Raw genomic sequence first — 16,638 nt, 5'->3', positions numbered from 1 at the left:
TTAACTTTGCTCGGCACCCAGAACCGGCAAGGGGTCCAGCGAGCGCCAAATATACCAAGTTGCGACACTGCAAAACGGCGACCAGGCGGCGGCCACTTCGCGTGCATCGCTGCGGCTGACCGATTCACCGGAAAAATAGTTCTGGCTGATGCCGTTGATGAGGCCGACGTCGTCAAGCGGCAGGACGTTGGGCCGGCGCAGGTAGAAGATCAGGAACATTTCGGCGGTCCAGCGGCCAATGCCGCGAATCGCGACCAGTTCGGCAATGATGTCCTCGTCGTCCATCGCCTCCCAGTCCTTGACGTGCACCGTACCGGCATCGAAGTGAATCGCCAGATCGACCAGGTACTCGACCTTGCGTGCGCTCAGGCCGGCGGCGCGCATGTCGTCCACCTTGAGCTTGAGCACATTGCCCGGGGTCATTTTTTTTGGCAACGCGTCAAAGCGGTGCCACACTGTCTGCGCCGCCTTCACGGAGATCTGCTGACCCACGATGCTGCGTGCCAGCGTGCTGAAGGCATCCCCGCGGGACTGCAGGCAGGCGTCGCCGAACCGGGGGATCAGGCGTTTCATGACCCGGTCTTTCTTGACAAGGTGTTTGCAGGCCTCCGCCCAGTAGCTCGGCACGATGGTCGCCACCGGCTCCGCAACCTCGGCCAGTTCGGTGCTGGCCGGGCCGCTTTTTACTATCTTTTTCATAGCTGGTTGCGCCCGTCCGTCATGGGCTGAAGACCTTTTTTAATTGAAACCTTCGTCACGAACGGACCTCCCAGGTGGTTCCGGCCGGCGCGTCTTTCAGCACAATGCCGCGTGCCAGCAGGTCCTGGCGGATGCGGTCGGCTTCAGCAAAGTTCTTGCCAGCCTTGGCGGCGGCGCGCTGCTGGATCAGGCCCTGGATGGCGGCCTCGTCCAGGCCGGCGCCGGCCTGCAGGAAGGCAGCCGGATCGTTTTGCAGCAGGCCGAGGCAGGCGCCCAGTGCCTTGAGCAGCCCCGCGAGTTCGGGTGACCGGGTCCGGTTGACCTCACCGGCCAGATCGAACAGCACGGCCATCGCTTCGGGCGTCCCGAAGTCCTCGTCCATCGCCGCCTTGAAGCGGGCAGCGAAGGGATGTGACCAGTCGATCGTGACAGCCGCCGGCTTGACCAAGTCGAGCGCGGTGTACAGGCGCTTGAGTGCATTGCGCGCATCGTCCAGATGCGCGTCGCTGTAGTTGAGCGCGCTGCGGTAGTGCGCACGCACGATGAAAAAGCGCACGGTCTCCGGGTCGTACTGCGCCAGCACCTCGCGGATGGTGAAAAAATTGCCCAGGCTTTTGGACATCTTTTCGTTGTCCACCCGCACGAAGCCGTTGTGCACCCAGAACCTCGCCAGCGGCTTGCCGTTGGCACCTTCGCTCTGCGCGATCTCGTTTTCGTGGTGCGGAAACTGCAGGTCGGCACCGCCGCCATGGATGTCGAAGGTCTCGCCCAGGGTCTGGCAGCTCATGGCCGAACACTCGATGTGCCAGCCGGGCCGGCCCTTTCCGTAAGGGCTGTCCCACTGCGCATCGTCGGGCTCGGTCGGCTTGGCCGATTTCCACAGGACAAAATCGAGCGGGTCCTCCTTGCCGTCCAGCACGGCAACACGCTCGCCCGCCCTCAGCTCGTCGAGCGACTTGCCCGAGAGCTTGCCGTAGCCGGGGAATTTGCGCACGGCGTAGTTCACATCGCCGTTGTCCGAGCGGTAGGCCAGTCCTTTTTGCTCCAGCGTGCCTATCATGCCCAGCATCTGCGGTACGTATTCGGTGGCGCGCGGCTCCAGCGTGGGCGGCTCGATGCCGAGCGCACCGATGTCCTGGTGCATCGCCGTGATCATCTCGTCGGTCAGCGCACGGATGGTGATGCCCCGTTCGACGGCGCGCTTGATGATCTTGTCGTCGATGTCGGTGATGTTGCGCACATAAGTGACCTGGTAGCCGCTGACCCTGAGCCAGCGCTGAACCACGTCAAAGGCCATCATCATGCGGGCATGGCCGATGTGGCACAGGTCGTAAATCGTCATGCCGCACACATACATGCGCACATGGCCTGGAACCAGGGGCGAAAAATCCTCTACGGCACGCGTCAACGTGTTGTAAATGCGAAGGCTCATGAAAAGTCTGGGTGTTCAGTCTGGCTGGAACCGCCGGAACCGGAAAAGGGCGCGGGAGCGGGGGCGGATCATTGGGTGCATCGGCAAAGGGAAAAGCGGCTCCGTAAGGTCTGTCGACAGGATGCGAATGGTGATCTTTCGCAGGAGCTTAAACTATACCCCTCAGATACAATCTCCCAGTATATCCAGCCAGGAAGAGCCCATGCAGCACGCGCTGCACAGCCGGCTGCTTCGGTTTTCTGTTTCATACCAGCCACACCATGCGTTCCAGAGGAAATATGTCCAAGTCAGCTAATCTTTCAAACCAGGCGCTGCCGACTGCCCTGCGCTTGCTGGCTCTGGTCGCGGCCCTGTGTGTGCCGCCCGCTCATGCCGACGACTACTCCGAGGTGAACACCCTCGTGCGCGCCGGGCAATTGACGGAAGCCATGGCCAAGGCTGACAAGTACCTCGCCGCCAAGCCGCGCGACCCGCAGATGCGCTTCATCAAGGGCGTGATCCAGACCGAAGCCGGCAAGCCGAACGACGCGATCACCACCTTCACCAAGATCACGCAGGACTACCCGGAACTGCCCGAGCCCTACAACAACCTGGCCGTGCTGTACGCCGGCCAGAACCAGTTCGACAAGGCCCGGGCCGCCCTGGAAATGGCGATCCGCACCAACCCGAGTTATGCCACCGCGCATGAAAACCTCGGAGACGTGTATGCCAAGCTGGCCAGCCAGGCCTACAGCAAGGCCCTGCAACTCGACGGCGGCAACAGTGCCGTGCCACCCAAGCTGGCACTGATCCGCACCCTGTTCACGCCGGAAGCCAAGGCCCAGAAGCCTGCTGCAGCGACGCCGGCCGCGCCCGCCGTGACGGCCCAGGCACCTGCCGCGCCGGCCAAGCCGGCGGCAGCAACACCAACACCAGCAGCGCCGGCAGCGCCAGCGCCTGCTGTGCCGACACCCGCAGCACCCGCACCTGTCGCCCCGTCCGCGCCGGCGGCATCGCCCGCACCAGCGGCAGCCACACCAGTCAGCGCCGCCGAAAAGGAAGTGGAAGCTGCCGTCAGGGCCTGGGCCAGCGCCTGGGCCAACAAGGACATGACGGCCTACCTGGCCGCTTACGGCAAGGACTTTGACACCCCGGGCAACCAGTCGCGCAAGGCCTGGGAAGAAGAGCGGCGCAGCCGCATCGTCGGCAAATCAAAGATCAGCGTGAAAATCAACAACCTGGCGGTCGACGTCAAGGGCAGCAAGGCCACGGCCAAGTTCCGCCAGGATTACAGCGCTGATGCGCTGAACATCTCCAGCCGCAAGACACTGGACATGGCCCGGGCCGGCGAGCGCTGGCTCATCGTCAGGGAATCCACCGGCGGTTGATGGCCGCCAGTTGCAAACGCACCCCCCGGCTCCTGCCCGACATTTTCCACGGCCACTGACCCTCACCCCTTCACCCATGCAACGGGCATCCGCCACCCTCCTCGTCACGGCACTGTCGGTGATGTGCGGCCCCGCCCTGGCCCAGAGCGTGGACAAGAGAAAGCCCCACGCCACCACCGCGGCCTCCTCCCCCGGAAAGGGAGCCGCCCATAAACGCAGCGCCGCGCCGCCCCCGCCAGCCGCGCGGCCGGCAGTCAGGGACGGCGAAGCCGAAGCCCGCCTGATCGAGATCTACAAACTCGCCGGTCAGGCCCGGGGGCGCGAGGCACTGGTCAAGGCCGAGCGCCTGGTCAATGACCACCCCAACTTCCAGCTTGCCCAGCTGGTCTATGGCGACCTGCTGGCCGCCCGCTCCCGCCCGCTGCGCACGCTGGGCGACGTGTCCGACGGCACCGCCAAGGCCGGTGCCAGCACGCTGGCCGAGCTGCGCCAGGAATCCCTGATGCGGCTGAAGGCGCTGCGTGAGCGACCGGCGCCGGGCACCATTCCCTCGCAGTTCCTGGCGCTGTCGCCGCGCAACAAACATGCGATAGCGGTGGACGCCTCGCGAGCCCGGCTCTACCTGTTTGAAAACTCCACCACCGGTCTCAGGCTGGTGAGCGACTACTACATCTCGGTGGGGAAATCCGGCATCGAAAAATCGGTCGAGGGTGATTCGCGCACCCCGCTGGGCGTTTATTTCGTCACCAGCAACCTGGACCCGAAGTCCCTGAAAGACTTCTACGGCTCGGGCGCCCTGCCCATCAACTACCCCAATGCACTGGACCTCAAGCGCGGCAAGACCGGCGGCGGCATCTGGCTGCACGGCACACCGCCGGCCCAGTTCTCGCGCGCGCCGCTGGCCAGCGACGGCTGTGTGGTGCTGGCCAATCCGGATCTGGAACGCATCATCCGTACCGTGGAGGTACGCACCACACCGGTGGTGATTGCGCAGAGCCTCACCTGGGTAGCGCCGCACAGCATCAAGGCCGACAGCAAGGCTTTTGAAGAGGCGCTGAACAGCTGGCACCAGGCCAAATCGGCCGGTGATCTCGCCACCCTGGCGAGTCTGTACAGCAGCGACTTCAGCAGTTACGGCAAGACCCGCGACGACTGGACGGCCCAGCTGCGTAGCGAGGCCGACAGACGGCGCGGCCGCACCGTGCAGCTCAAGGACGTGTCTTACCTGCGCTGGACGGACAGCACCGACACCATGGTGGTAACCTTTGGCGAGGTGCTCAGCGGCTCGCGCACAGGCCCGGTGCGGCGCCAGTACTGGATGCGCCAGGGCAAGCAATGGAAAATATTCTTTGAAGGAGTGATTGGATGACTTTCTGCAACAAGGCCATCGGCCGGCGCGCCTGCCTGGCGATTGCAACACTGGCGCTGGTGGCCGGCCAGGCCTGGGCGCAGGGCGCGGCAAGCGCCCCCAGGGTGAAGTTTGCAACCAGCGCCGGCGATTTTGTCGTCGAGGTCTACCCCGACAAGGCGCCCAAAACGGTCGCCAACTTCCTTCAATACGTTAAGGACAAGCACTACGACGGCACGGTGTTTCACCGCGTGATCGACAACTTCATGGTCCAGGGCGGCGGCTTCGATGCAAGCTACGCGCAAAAACCCACCCGGCCACCGGTGGCGCATGAAGGGCGCGAAGCGCTGGCCAAAGGCGGCGACAAAAACGTGGTCGGCACGCTGGCCATGGCGCGCACCAACGACCCGGACTCGGCGTCGTCGCAGTTTTTCATCAACGTCAGGGACAACGACTTCCTGAACCCGAGCGCGCAGTCCCCGGGCTACACCGTGTTCGGCAAGGTGGTCAGCGGCATGGACGTGGTCGGCAGGATCAAGGCCACACCCACCGGCCCGGGCGGCCCCTTCCCCAGCGACGTTCCCAGAACACCCATCCTCATCAACTCCGCAACCCTCGTCAAATAAACTCCCATGAGCAACCCACAAGTCGAACTCCACATAGCCGGCCACGGCGTCATCACCCTTGAACTCGATCAGGACAAGGCCCCCAAATCAGTTGCCAACTTCCTCAGCTACGTGAGCAAGGGCCATTACAACAACACGGTGTTCCACCGCGTGATCCCGGGCTTCATGGTCCAGGGTGGCGGTTTCGAAGTCGGCATGAAACAAAAGCCCACCGACGGCGAGATCGAAAACGAAGCCAACAACGGCCTGAAAAACGACCACTACACCGTGGCCATGGCGCGCACCAATGCGCCGCACTCGGCCAGCTCGCAGTTTTTCATCAACGTGTCCGACAACGCCTTTCTGAACCACACCGCGCCCAACGCATCGGGCTGGGGTTATGCGGTGTTCGGCAAGGTGGTGAGCGGCACCGATGTGGTCGACAAGATCGCCGCCGTCAAGACCGGCCGCAAGGGCTTTCACGACGACGTGCCGCAAACCGACGTCGTGATTGAAAAAGCCGTCCTGCTGGCCTGATCTCCGTCTGGACTGGGCCCGTTCAAGTTCAGCCCGTGAAAATCCCGTCGACCGTTCCCCGGATTGCGGAGCTCCATGCGCCGCCTTCCTGGGGCACGGTCGATTTCATTTCCGACCTGCACCTGCAGGCGGCCGATACCACCACGTTTGCCGCCTGGCGCCGCTACATGGAAAGGACACCGGCCGACGCGGTGTTCATTCTGGGCGACCTGTTTGAAGTCTGGGTCGGTGACGACGCTGTGGACATGACAGCGGGGGCGGCCGGCACAACAGGGGCGCAAGGCAGCTTCGAAGACCACTGCGCCCGTCTGCTGGGCCAGACGGCGAGCCGGCTGGCGCTGTTTTTCATGCACGGCAACCGCGACTTCCTGGTCGGCCCACGTCTCATGGCGCTGTGTCACGCCACCTTGCTGGCCGACCCGACCGTGCTGGGCTTCAACCACCAGCGCTGGCTGCTCTCGCACGGCGACGCCCTGTGCCTGGGCGATGTGGACTACCTGCAATTTCGCAGCGAGGTGCGCAGCCCCGCCTGGCAACGCAGCTTTCTGGCCAGGCCGCTGGCCGAACGACAGGCCATCGCGCGCGGCCTGCGCGAGCAAAGCGAGGCGCGCAAGCAGTCCGGCGCCCCTTATGCCGACGTGGACTGTAGCGCGGCCCGCGAGCAGCTCGAAGCGGCCAACGCGCAGATCCTGATTCACGGCCACACCCACCGGCCGGCGGTGCACGACCTCGGTCACGGCTACTCCCGTGTGGTGCTCAGCGACTGGGACGCCACCGCCGCCGTGCCACGCGCGGAAGTGCTGCGCCTGACGGCCGCCGGCTTGCGCCGCATCCCGTTGTTGTAGGTGGCCACCATGCTGAACTGGTTGCGCCAGCTGTTGGTACGCACGCCACGCGCCGACACCATCCCCGACGCCCTGTGGCAGGCCACGCTGGCCGCCCATCCCTTTCTGGCGGAGCGGCCGGCGGCCGAGCGTTCGCAGTTGCGCCGCCTGGTGGCCGAATTTCTGGCACACAAGGAATTCACCGGTGCGCACGGCCTGGTGGTCACCGACGAAATGGCGGTGGCCATTGCCGCGCAGGCCTGCCTGCCGGTGCTGCACCTGGGCCTGGACTGGTACAGCGACTTTGTCGGCATCGTGGTTCATCCCGGGCAGATGATCGCGCGCCGCGAAAGGCAGGACGACAGCGGCGTCGTGCACCATTACAGCGAGGTGCTTTCCGGCGAAGCCATGGAGCGCGGCCCGGTGACGCTGAGCTGGCAGGACGTGGCTTCGGCCGGCGCACTGGCCGGCCATGGTTATAACGTCGTGATCCACGAGTTCGTCCACAAGATCGACATGAAGGACGGCGCCGCCGATGGCTGCCCGCCCCTGCCCTCGCGTGCCGCGCACAAGGCCTGGCACGACGTGATGCAGCCGGCCTATGACGCTTTTCGTGAGCAGGTCACCATGGCTGAACGTTTCGGCGGCGAGCCGCCCTGGCTGGATGCCTATGGTGCCACGGCACCGGCGGAATTTTTTGCGGTCAGTTGTGAAGCCTATTTCGTGAACCGCGAGCGCTTCACGCAGGACTTTTCGGCACTGACCGCACTGTTCGACCAGTTTTTCAAGGTCAATCGGCCCGCAGCCCTTTAAGGACGTTCGCAGTCAGCTACTGAATCGATAGCAAAGCTACTGCCTCGCCAGGGCAGGCCCGGCAGGCCCACGCGACATCGCAAGGGCCAGCCCTCGCCAGCCCCTCCCAGCCTTGATCAGCGTTTGATCAGTGCCTTCAGCACATTCTGCAGACGCCGCACATGCGCCGCGTCATATGGCGCGGCCAGCACTTTGGCAGCGTCCTCACCCCAGGTTTGCGCCGGCGCCGGGTCGTTGCGTTTGGTCAGCAACACCAGTTGCAACATGCGGCGTGCGCTGATGTGTTCGGCCGGGGTCGGCAGCTCGGCAGCGATTTCCAGGCGCAGCAGGGTTTCTGCGGCGTCCCCTTTGGGAGCGGACGACAGGGCTTTCGTCCACGCGCTGCGTGTGGCCGGCGTCACCAGCTTGCCCAGGGCCTGCGTATCCGGCAACAACGCGGGGTCGCGTTTTTCCCAGGCCGTCAGCAGGTGGGTCAGCACTTCGCCATGCGCCTGCTCGGACAGTTTGCGCAGCGCCTGCTGCGCATGCTCGAAAGCTTCGCGCTGCGCGCGGAAGGCGGCGTCGCCCAGCCGCGGGCCACGTTCTTCGTAGGCCGGCCTGTCGCTGAAACGGCTTTCGCGCTCGGGACGGTAGGGTTCGAACTTGTTGTCGGCGGGCCGGTTGCCGCGGCCGTCGGGTTTGCCGCCACCGGGGCGCGCGTCTTTGCGGTCGCCGAACTTGCCGCCGCGGCCCGCCGGAGCGGCCTCAGCCTTGCGCATGCCGGGGCGGTCGTCGCCGCGCATGGCCACCACCGGTTTGGCAGGTTTGGGAGGTGGAGCCGCCGGCGTGGCAGCGGCTGGCGTCTGGTCGCCCTCCTCTGCCGCAGGTTTTGCTGCTTGCGCTTCGGCTTCTGCTTCTGCGTCCGCAGTCACAGCGTCATCCGCTATGCTTTCAGGAGCTGCTTGCGCAGGTGTATCAAGGGCTGGGGCTTGATTTGACTCCATATCCGGCGCGGCAGCCGTCGCGGCAGCGGGTGCGCCGGCCTCGGGAGCCGCAGCGACGGCAGCCGGTGCCGCCGGCTTGAACTGCCCGCGCAAACCGGCTTCCAGATCGGCCATCGCGGTGCGAATTTTCTGCACATCACCAGTCGCGTTGGCGGCGTCGAGGGCTTTGGACAACTCGAGCACCAGACGGTCATGTTCGCCCAGGGCCGACGCGGCTTTTTCGCGTTCGGCGGTCTTGCGCTGGAAGGCGTCGTCGATCGGCTTGCGGAAGGCGTCCCAGAGTTTTTGCTCCTGCTTGCGCTCGATAGGCACCGCCTGCGCTTCATGTTGCCAGCGCTGCTGCAGCGCCTTGACGGCGTCGATGTGCAGTTGCGGCTCGGCGCCCAGCACCTGGGCTTCCTCGATCATGGCCTTGCGGTGCGCCAGGCTCTGAGCGCGTGCGGCTTTGAGCGGCGCATCGGCCGCGTCCATCGCGGCCTTCCACTGCGGCTGGATCTCGGCAAAGGCTTTTTCGCCGAGGTGGCCGGCGGCCGTCCACTTCTCGACAAAACCATTGAGGCTGCGGATCTGGTACTTCCAGTCGGTGTTGCCCTTGTTGGCTTCGGCCCAGGCCAACACCTCGTCGATCAGCGCGCGGCGCTCGGCCTTGACGGCTTCGCTTTGCTCCTTGACCTTCTCGAGCCAGACCTCGACCACCTTGTGGGCTTCGTTGCAGGCGTCGTCAAACCGCTTCCACAACGCGTGGTTGGGAATGCCGCCCTGGTCGCTGGTTTTCCAGAGTTCGCGCATGGCGCGCAATGCCTCCTGCTGCTTGCGCCCGCCCAGGGGCTTGGCGACCAGCGCTTCGGCCTTGGCCACCAGCTCCTCGCGGATCTGGTCGGCACGCCAGCGCTGCCAGCCTTCAAGTTCGCCGGCCGCCGTCAATGCGGCATGTGCAGCGGCTTCGAGTGCGCTGTCGATGTTGCGGATGTTTTCCTTCAGCGCCTGGCGCAGCTCGGCCGCCACCTTGGGCGTGGACTTGCCATGGCCTTCGGTGACTTCATGCTCCAGCTTGGCCAGCGCGGCCTGCACGATGGCCGCTGATTTTTCACGCATGTCCTTGAGCACTGCGGGATCGATCTTGACCTTGGGCGCACGCGCGGGCTGCTCGCCGGCAGCGGCGTCGCCGCCGCGCGGCGTGCCGCGCGCGCTGCGCAGCTCATCGGCCCAGACCGGCACTGCCGGCAGAGGCGCTGCGGCGTCTTCGGCAGCCGCAACGGCCAGCGACAACGCGCCCTGGAAGGCTTCCCACACGGCCAGCAGCTGGCCGCGCGAGGCGTCGAGCAGCGGCGGGAATTTGGCATCCACACTGGGCCAGTTCGCGTCCTGCGCGAGCTCGTCGGCCTGGGCCTGCCAGTGCGTCACGTCGGCGCGCAGGGCTTCCCACACGCCTTGTGCGTCGCGCCAGGGTTTGGTCGACAGCACTTCAATGCGCTGGGCAATCAGCACGGCGGCTTCGCGCTGCACCTGGGCGCGGTGCTGCAGGTCTTCAATCGTTTTCACGCGCTCGGCCAGCTGGGCTTTCAGGCCGGCCAGCGGCTCGCGTGACAGCGGCGCACCGGCCTTGGCGGCGTCCCGCTGCCAGGCCAGCGCATCGGCCATGTTGAGCTTTTTCAGGGCCAGCAGGGCATTGCCTTTTTCGGCCCACTCGGCCGCCACGGTTTCCTGGCTCTTGAGGCGCTTGGCTTCGTCGAGCTTCTCCTTGAGCGGCTTGGCCGCGCCCTTGTCCCGGTTGGCCAGGTCCTTGTAAACCTCGGCCATCTGCTCGGCCGTCGGTCCGGTGGCGAGCCACTCGCGAATGCGCGCCGTGCGTTCACCCGATGTGGGCGCGGAGAAAGCACCGCCCGTCAGGCCGTCGAGCGGATGGCTGTCGGCGCTCTTGGTGGAGGGCGTTTTCACGGCGGGGGTTTCGGGCTTGGCAGATTTGGACATGGGGAAACGCAGCATATGGATAGAGTAGGACCGGCGAAGCGGCGATCTTCAGGAAGCAGGACATTGCAGGTCTGCCCCTGGGGCGCTGCCACCGGTTGGCGTCAACAGGCACAGGGCGGGACCGGCGTAAAAAAGAGGAGCCGCTGGGCAAATGCCCGCGACCCCGACCCAAGCTTCAGAAATGAAGCAATGCGGCTATTTTCGCTGTTTTTACGGCATCGCCAAATTAAGTTCGGCACGCGGTGTCCATTTGGCATCTGCAGACGCGTTTTTGGGCGCGCCCAGAAAGATCCTTGCGGGAGAAACACCCCCGGCGGCCAGGTAGTCCCTGACCACCACGGCGCGTTGCACGGCCAGCTCGCGCATGGCGTTGTCGTCCGCCGGCATGTCGGCCATCAGGAGTTTTTCCATCCCGGCAACCGGCAGATCTTTGGCCAGGCCCACCAGATTGCGCGGTTTGGCCATGTCGGCGCGCTGGTAGACCTGCTTGAGCAGCGCGGGGTATTCCGCCGGGCTGACAGCGGGAATGTCTGCGGTGCTGCCGCCTTCGCGCACGATGGCGCGGCGCTTTTCGGCTTGCACCATGGCGGCCAGTTGCGCGCGCCGCAAGCCGTCCCGCTCGGTCTCCAGGCTGCTGGCGCCGACCACGGTCAACTGCAGCGCCGGCCGGTCGGTCAATGCCTTGCTGACCTTGTCCAGCCCGGCCTTGCTTTCAGAAGCCAGTAGCGAACTGCCCGGAGAAAAGCCCACCACGCCGAGCTCTTCGGCGCTGCCGCCGAATGCGCCGGCGAGCAGGCTGAACGGCGAGGTGATGGCCTTGGCGATCAGGTTGAAGATCACCTTGACGATGACCGGCCCCAGGCTGAACTGCGGATCATTGAGCGATCCGCTGATGGGCAGGTCGATGTCGATCACGCCGTTGCGGTCAGCCAGCAGGGCCACGGCCAGCTTGACCGGCAGGCTGGCTGCCGCGCCTTCGACCTTGTCGCCGAAACTGAGTTGCTTGAGCACCAGCTTGTTGCTGGCGGTGAGCCGGCCATCCGGCAGCACCACGTAGCTCACATCGACACTGAGCTTGCCGCGGTTGATACCGTAGCCCGCATACTTGACCGCATAAGGCGACAGCGGCGGCAACTCCAGGTCGCGCACCTTGCCGGTGATGTCCAGCGCCAGCGGCCTGGCCAGCGGGTTGAGTTTGCCGAGAACCTCCAGCGAAGCGGTGCCCTCGGCCTTGCCGCGCAGTTCCAGGTTCGCCATGGCAGGCGCAGCACCCGATGCCGCGCCGGACGCCACGGAAGAAAACGCACTGAGCTGGCCGCTCAGCTCGCTCAGGTTGGCGGTGTAGTTGGGTTTGACGAAACGGTCGGAAAACAGCACCCTGCCGTTGACCAGCCGCACCGGCCCGATCGTGATGACGGGGGCCGGGCCTTGCCTGCCCGACGCTGCAACTGCTTGCGCTGCCGGAGCAACGGGGGCGGCTGCGCCGGAAGCTCGATCCTGCTTCAGGCCTCCAGCCCTTTCACTGATTGCCTCTCCAGCTATGGTTTCAGGAGCATCCGGAGCAGCATGGGCTGAAGCTTTGGCCAGGTCCTGCAGGTTGATTCGCCCTTCGGGCGTGACGATCACCCGCGCAAAAAAATCGGTCAGCACGGTCTCCCTGACATCGACCTTCGTGGCCCGGGCCGGGTCCAGCGCGACCTGCAGGCCGCGCAGGCTGAGCGCCTTCCACGCCAGCAACTCTTCGCTGGGCGCCAGCGTGTTGGCACGAAACTCTTCCAGCGCCAGGTCGCCATTGAGCTGCGCCACCGGCCCGCCGGCCGTCTGCCGATAAGCCACGCGGCCCTTGAAACTGGCATCGGCACGCAGCAGCTCTATATTGAGTGCGTCGGCCAGATAAGGCTCAAAGGCCTGCAGCGGCAACCGGTCCAGCACCAGCCGGCCCTGGGCCTGAACCGGCGTGAGGCCGATGCTGCCGTTGAAAGCCAGCCTGCCCGGCTCAAACCGCCCGCTGGCCAGACGCAGCGAAGCACTCAAGGGCATGGTTTTGGCGGCCACGCGGTCGTCCAGCACCAGAGACCCGAGCCGGGCATTGGCAGCGCTCACTTCAAAACTCACCGGACTGGCGCCCGCCTTGTCGGAAAACGACATGGCGCCGCCTTCGAGCTGCACCTCGTTGATGGCGACGCTCCAGGCAGGCGCGCCCACCCCCCCGGTCGCCGGTGGTGGCGGGGGCGCCTTGGCCTGCGCCAAACGCCAGCGTTCGTACATCCAGCGCTTGTCGCTGCCGCGCTCCACCCGGGCTTTGGGCTGCACCAGCTGCATGCTGGCGGCCTTGAGGGTTTGCGCCATGAGGTCAATGTCGGCCTGCAAAAGCTCCACCTTCTTGACAGACACCAGCGAGGTCTTGCCCTGGGCGAGCTGGACATCGCTGACCGTCATCTGCGGCGCGGACAGTTGCAGCACCTGCGCCTTGCCGGCGCCGGCCGCCTGCCAGTTCACGCCCAGCTGCGCGTCAAGCTGGCCATTGAGGGCCGGCAGCAGGAACTGGCCCACATATCTGGCGGCCATGTTGAGCGGCCAGGCCGCCACACTGGCCGTGAGCCGGGCCGCCTGGTCGGTGGCGCTGCCGCTGAAACGCAGGAGCGCCGTCGCAGCCTGTGGTGCTCCCGGAGCCTGGGCGGCCACCGCCGCCTTGCGGCCTGCCGGCAAGGAAGTGGCCACCGGCTGCGCCAGCCCGACCTCCCCCTCGAACTTCAGGGGCGCGTCGGCGGAAAAAGGATAGGCGATGGCCGAGGCATCCAGGGTCAAGCCCGACAGCCCTATCTGCGCGGGCGTGGTCAGGGTTTCGTCCAGCCAGTTCAGCTTGCCCTGGCGCACGGCCACCCGGTCGACCTGCACGCGCCACGGGGCGGCTGCCGCGCTGGCCCCAGGCGGCGGTACCGGCGTAACCATAGAAGCGCCAGCTGAAGGTGCAACCGCCGGTTTCGCCCCATTGTCTACATCATTTTGGCCTGTAGCCCTTTCTGCACGTGCGCCGTCAGCTCTGTTTTTAGTAGCAAACTCGTCTTCTGGCGGCAGCAGGTTCAGGCGCCCGGCGCGGTCGCGGCTCAGGTTGAATGTGGGCGCGCTCAGGGTCACGGCGGACAGTTTGACGCTGCGCTCCAGCGGCCGGACGTCGTCCAGGCCGACCTCCAGCCGGTCAAAGGACAGCAACTCCCGACGGCCGGCCTGGGTGTCAAGCAGGCGCACCTGCTCCGCGGTGGCGGTGCCCGACACACGCATCACGGTCGCCGGTGCCTGCTCAAAAGCAAGCTTGATGTCGGCGTTGAGTACCGCGCTTTCCAGCCTGAAAGGCAGGCTTTCCGGCCAGTAAGCCAGGTAAGGACGCAGGTCCAGCCCGCGCAGGGCCAGCGTGGCGTCGGTCTTGCGCGTCTGTGCGAAAGGCGTGCCGACGGCAGCGGTGTCGAAACGGCTGCCATTGAGCCTGAAAGCCAGGTGCGGCGAGGTTTTGACCTCGCGCTGGGAGCGCAGGTTGCTCAGGAAGGGAATCGACAGGTGCAGGTCGCGCACCGCATGGGTCCGGCCTGCCGGAAGGTCCACGAAGTCAAGCCTGGCGTCACCGAGCACCAGGTTGTAAAGCGCAAAGCGCAGCGGGTCGCTGGCCGGTGCATCGGCCGGGGGCTTCAGGCGCGCCAGGATGTCGTCCACGTCATAACGGCCCTGGCCCAGATGGGTGAGCGCCAGTGCCAGTCCATCGACCTCGATGGCGTCGGCGACTGGCGCAAGGCGCAGCAGCGATTGCATTTCTGCATCTATATAGTGACGCGCAATTTTTATCTGGGGCACCCCTGGGGAAAGCCGGGCACGCTCGGGCGGCTCTGCAGCGCCGGCTTTGGCGATGGCGAGGTCATGCAGGGTCAGTTCCAGCGACCACGGACGGAAATCGACCGCGCCCACCGTGACCTGCCGTCCCAGTTTTTCAGAACCCGTTTTTTCTAACTGCCATTTCAGCAGCATCGGCACCAGGGCATAGGCCAGCGCCCAGAGCAATAACAGACTGCCCACAGCCCAGGCTGCGCGGCGAGGCCATCGGGGGGAGCGCAGCACGCCCGCTGCTGTGCCGGGCAAGGACTTGAAGAGACCGGAGAGTCGGGAGGGGTGGCGTTTCAGTTCATGGCCGGGCATAGGCCTTGAGTCTTGAACGCGGGCTGAAAAAGGTCAATGGGTGATTGGGCAAAAAAGGCCAGTCACAAATTAAAAACCCCGGGCAGCAAGGCCGACCGGGGTTGACGGCGGGCGTGATGCTCATGCCGTCTGGCTTCGCAAAGAAGAGAAGTTCGTCTCCAGTGCGATGAGAGCAAGTGATTGCTCTCGGTTTGTCCGGGATTGGTTACCCGGCAATGCTTGAGGTACTCAAGCAATTGCAGGTTAAACCTCCGTCGCCCTGGGTGCAAGTCGAAATTTGCAATCAAAACTCTGCCCGTGATTGGCATTTTCTTGCCAGTTACATCTTCAAGCCTTTGTCCTACATACGCACGAGGTACTCGCCGCAAGGAGTCCACAAATCGTCTGCTGGAAGGTTCCGGCACTTTCTCTGGAAAACGCTGCAAGCACTTGAGTTAAAAGCCCTGACTGTAAAAACATCCAGTCTTTTTCTGGTGCACGGGCCCAGTTTTCACGGCCTAGAGCGAAACCCCAAAAATCCGCTCGAATGGCAGAAATAGGGGGTCTTGAGGCCTCATTTCTACTTTTAATGCATTAATACACATATCAAATTAATTTGATATTATTGACAAGTTATTAAGCGCACTCTTAGAATCCGCCGTCCCACCAAAAACTACGGGACAACCCGAATCCGCTGCCGAACCCGGCAAAGTCAGACAAGGGGTCAACACCCCCAAGGCACGGCCTTGGTTTGATGGCGACCCAATCAAAGCGTACGGCTCAGAAAGCCGGTGCGCATAGAAAGGAGTGCTATGACAGCGCCAGGACAATCCAACCCCGCATCGGTGATGCGAACACTTCAGAAAAACGTGGGCAACAGTCTGGCAAACATTGCAGACGACATCGCCCAGGGCTTTTTTGAAATCACCCACAACAGCTTCGCGCTCGTCGGTCTGGCCGTCGTGTTTGCCGTGATCACGCTGACCGCCCGCCCCGACTTGCGTCAGGCCGGCGAATCCCGGCTGATGACCTGGCTGCAGGAGCGCCAGGAAGCCGCCATCGGCTTCACCGAGCCTGACGCGATTGAGCGTGCCACGGCTGCCAACCCCCGGGACCTGCCGAAGCAGCAGGCCGCAGTGGCCTTCTGGCTGAGTCGCAAGTACGGCGTGGCGCCTGAGCCGCTGAGCGTGCTGGTGGCAGAAGCCTTTGAGATCGGCCAGAAAGCCAAGCTCGACCCCACCCTGATCCTCGCGATCATGGCGATTGAATCGGGCTTCAACCCGTTCGCCCAGAGCCCGGTCGGCGCCCAGGGCCTGATGCAGGTGATGACCAAGATCCACCACGACAAGTACGAAAACTTCGGTGGGAAACTCGCCGCTTTTGACCCGGTCACCAACCTGCGGGTAGGAGTGAAGGTCCTGCAGGAATGTATTGCCCGCGCCGGCTCGGTGGAAGCCGGCCTGAAGTTCTACGTGGGCGCAGCCAATCTGGAAAGCGATGGCGGTTATGCCGGCAAGGTGATGGCCGAACACGCCCGCCTTCTGGCTGTCGTCAGTGGCCGGGCGCCCTCTTACATGCCGTCCCTGCGTCCACCTCTGGCCATTCCAGCATCCTTGCCTGCCAACACAGGCGCCGACGAGCTGCCCGCCAGCAAGGCCGGCGACAAGGTCGCCAGTCTCGCGAACTCCTGAGCCAATCCGGCCTTTGACCGGCCGGGCGTCAGCCAGGCGCCGGGTCCGTTACACTAGGGGTGTGCGCGACTGGCGATAGGCAGCTCCTGCTTTGCAGGGCGACTGCTGACGTGGGATACCACTGGGAAGCGCACCGCTGGGCTCAAGCGATGACCACAGCGTTCAGCCGTTCGCCTGGGCAGCCCTTGTTTCATTCATCCAATG

The 16,638-nt window shown here is 64.7% G+C and carries 11 protein-coding genes and 1 riboswitch; of the genes, 7 read left to right on the top strand and 4 right to left on the bottom strand.

What is annotated here, in order from left to right; translation table 11 throughout:
• Both PSV33_RS19715 and cysS read right to left on the bottom strand, forming a co-directional pair.
• Nucleotides 1–699 carry a DNA-3-methyladenine glycosylase 2 family protein gene (locus PSV33_RS19715; RefSeq protein WP_300564452.1) on the bottom strand — a complete coding sequence of 233 codons (699 nt, stop codon included), beginning with the start codon at nt 697–699 and terminating at the stop codon, nt 1–3.
• A 55-nt stretch (nt 700–754) separates the two neighbouring features.
• Nucleotides 755–2,131 carry a cysteine--tRNA ligase gene (gene cysS, locus PSV33_RS19710; RefSeq protein WP_300564449.1) on the bottom strand — a complete coding sequence of 459 codons (1,377 nt, stop codon included), beginning with the start codon at nt 2,129–2,131 and terminating at the stop codon, nt 755–757.
• A gap of 278 nt (nt 2,132–2,409) precedes the next feature.
• On the opposite strand from cysS, the gene PSV33_RS19705 reads away from it, so the two are divergent.
• The 6 genes from PSV33_RS19705 to PSV33_RS19680 all read left to right on the top strand — a co-directional run bounded on the left by PSV33_RS19705 (nt 2,410) and on the right by PSV33_RS19680 (nt 7,625).
• Nucleotides 2,410–3,498 (top strand): tetratricopeptide repeat protein, encoded by a 1,089-nt coding sequence (locus PSV33_RS19705; RefSeq protein ID WP_300564447.1) that lies wholly within the window; start codon nt 2,410–2,412, stop codon nt 3,496–3,498.
• A 76-nt stretch (nt 3,499–3,574) separates the two neighbouring features.
• Nucleotides 3,575–4,867 carry a L,D-transpeptidase family protein gene (locus PSV33_RS19700; protein WP_300564444.1) on the top strand — a complete coding sequence of 431 codons (1,293 nt, stop codon included), beginning with the start codon at nt 3,575–3,577 and terminating at the stop codon, nt 4,865–4,867.
• A complete protein-coding gene (locus PSV33_RS19695; RefSeq protein WP_300564441.1) occupies nt 4,864–5,472 on the top strand; it encodes a peptidylprolyl isomerase in 609 nt (202 codons plus the stop codon). Before PSV33_RS19700 ends, PSV33_RS19695 begins: the two co-directional genes overlap by 4 nt.
• Nucleotides 5,473–5,478: 6 nt before the next feature.
• Nucleotides 5,479–5,988, top strand: coding sequence for a peptidylprolyl isomerase (locus PSV33_RS19690; RefSeq protein WP_300564438.1), 510 nt, complete (start codon nt 5,479–5,481; stop codon nt 5,986–5,988).
• Nucleotides 5,989–6,023: 35 nt separating this feature from the next.
• Nucleotides 6,024–6,833 (top strand): UDP-2,3-diacylglucosamine diphosphatase, encoded by an 810-nt coding sequence (locus PSV33_RS19685; protein WP_300564435.1) that lies wholly within the window; start codon nt 6,024–6,026, stop codon nt 6,831–6,833.
• Nucleotides 6,834–6,842: 9 nt separating this feature from the next.
• A complete protein-coding gene (locus PSV33_RS19680) occupies nt 6,843–7,625 on the top strand; it encodes a M90 family metallopeptidase (protein ID WP_300564432.1) in 783 nt (260 codons plus the stop codon).
• A 116-nt stretch (nt 7,626–7,741) separates the two neighbouring features.
• On the opposite strand, the gene PSV33_RS19675 is transcribed toward PSV33_RS19680, so the two are convergent.
• Together PSV33_RS19675 and PSV33_RS19670 are read right to left on the bottom strand one after the other, a co-directional pair.
• On the bottom strand, nt 7,742–10,579 hold the full coding sequence (locus PSV33_RS19675) for a DUF349 domain-containing protein (RefSeq protein WP_300564429.1): 2,838 nt from the start codon (nt 10,577–10,579) through the stop codon (nt 7,742–7,744).
• Nucleotides 10,580–10,789: 210 nt separating this feature from the next.
• Nucleotides 10,790–14,644, bottom strand: coding sequence for a DUF748 domain-containing protein (locus PSV33_RS19670; RefSeq protein ID WP_300564426.1), 3,855 nt, complete (start codon nt 14,642–14,644; stop codon nt 10,790–10,792).
• Nucleotides 14,645–15,591: 947 nt separating this feature from the next.
• On the opposite strand from PSV33_RS19670, the gene PSV33_RS19665 reads away from it, so the two are divergent.
• Nucleotides 15,592–16,434 (top strand): lytic transglycosylase domain-containing protein, encoded by an 843-nt coding sequence (locus tag PSV33_RS19665; RefSeq protein ID WP_300564536.1) that lies wholly within the window; start codon nt 15,592–15,594, stop codon nt 16,432–16,434.
• A gap of 55 nt (nt 16,435–16,489) precedes the next feature.
• Nucleotides 16,490–16,621: riboswitch (ZMP/ZTP riboswitch) on the top strand.
• Nucleotides 16,622–16,638 lie beyond the last annotated feature (17 nt).

It is taken from the genome of Polaromonas sp., from assembly GCF_029945895.1.
In the GTDB taxonomy this organism is placed as follows: domain Bacteria; phylum Pseudomonadota; class Gammaproteobacteria; order Burkholderiales; family Burkholderiaceae_C; genus Polaromonas.
Note: the sequence above shows the minus strand (reverse complement) of the source record. Positions and strands in the feature narration are given on the sequence as shown.

Bases quoted from the DNA above. Each gene is read 5' to 3' on its own strand.
- cysS (WP_300564449.1), bottom strand. From the start codon at position 2,131: ATGAGCCTTCGCATTTACAACACGTTGACGCGTGCCGTAGAGGATTTT.
- PSV33_RS19665 (WP_300564536.1), top strand. From the start codon at position 15,592: ATGCGAACACTTCAGAAAAACGTGGGCAACAGTCTGGCAAACATTGCA.
- PSV33_RS19695 (WP_300564441.1), top strand. From the start codon at position 4,864: ATGACTTTCTGCAACAAGGCCATCGGCCGGCGCGCCTGCCTGGCGATT.
- PSV33_RS19705 (WP_300564447.1), top strand. From the start codon at position 2,410: ATGTCCAAGTCAGCTAATCTTTCAAACCAGGCGCTGCCGACTGCCCTG.
- PSV33_RS19675 (WP_300564429.1), bottom strand. From the start codon at position 10,579: ATGTCCAAATCTGCCAAGCCCGAAACCCCCGCCGTGAAAACGCCCTCC.
- PSV33_RS19680 (WP_300564432.1), top strand. From the start codon at position 6,843: ATGCTGAACTGGTTGCGCCAGCTGTTGGTACGCACGCCACGCGCCGAC.
- PSV33_RS19715 (WP_300564452.1), bottom strand. From the start codon at position 699: ATGAAAAAGATAGTAAAAAGCGGCCCGGCCAGCACCGAACTGGCCGAG.
- PSV33_RS19700 (WP_300564444.1), top strand. From the start codon at position 3,575: ATGCAACGGGCATCCGCCACCCTCCTCGTCACGGCACTGTCGGTGATG.
- PSV33_RS19690 (WP_300564438.1), top strand. From the start codon at position 5,479: ATGAGCAACCCACAAGTCGAACTCCACATAGCCGGCCACGGCGTCATC.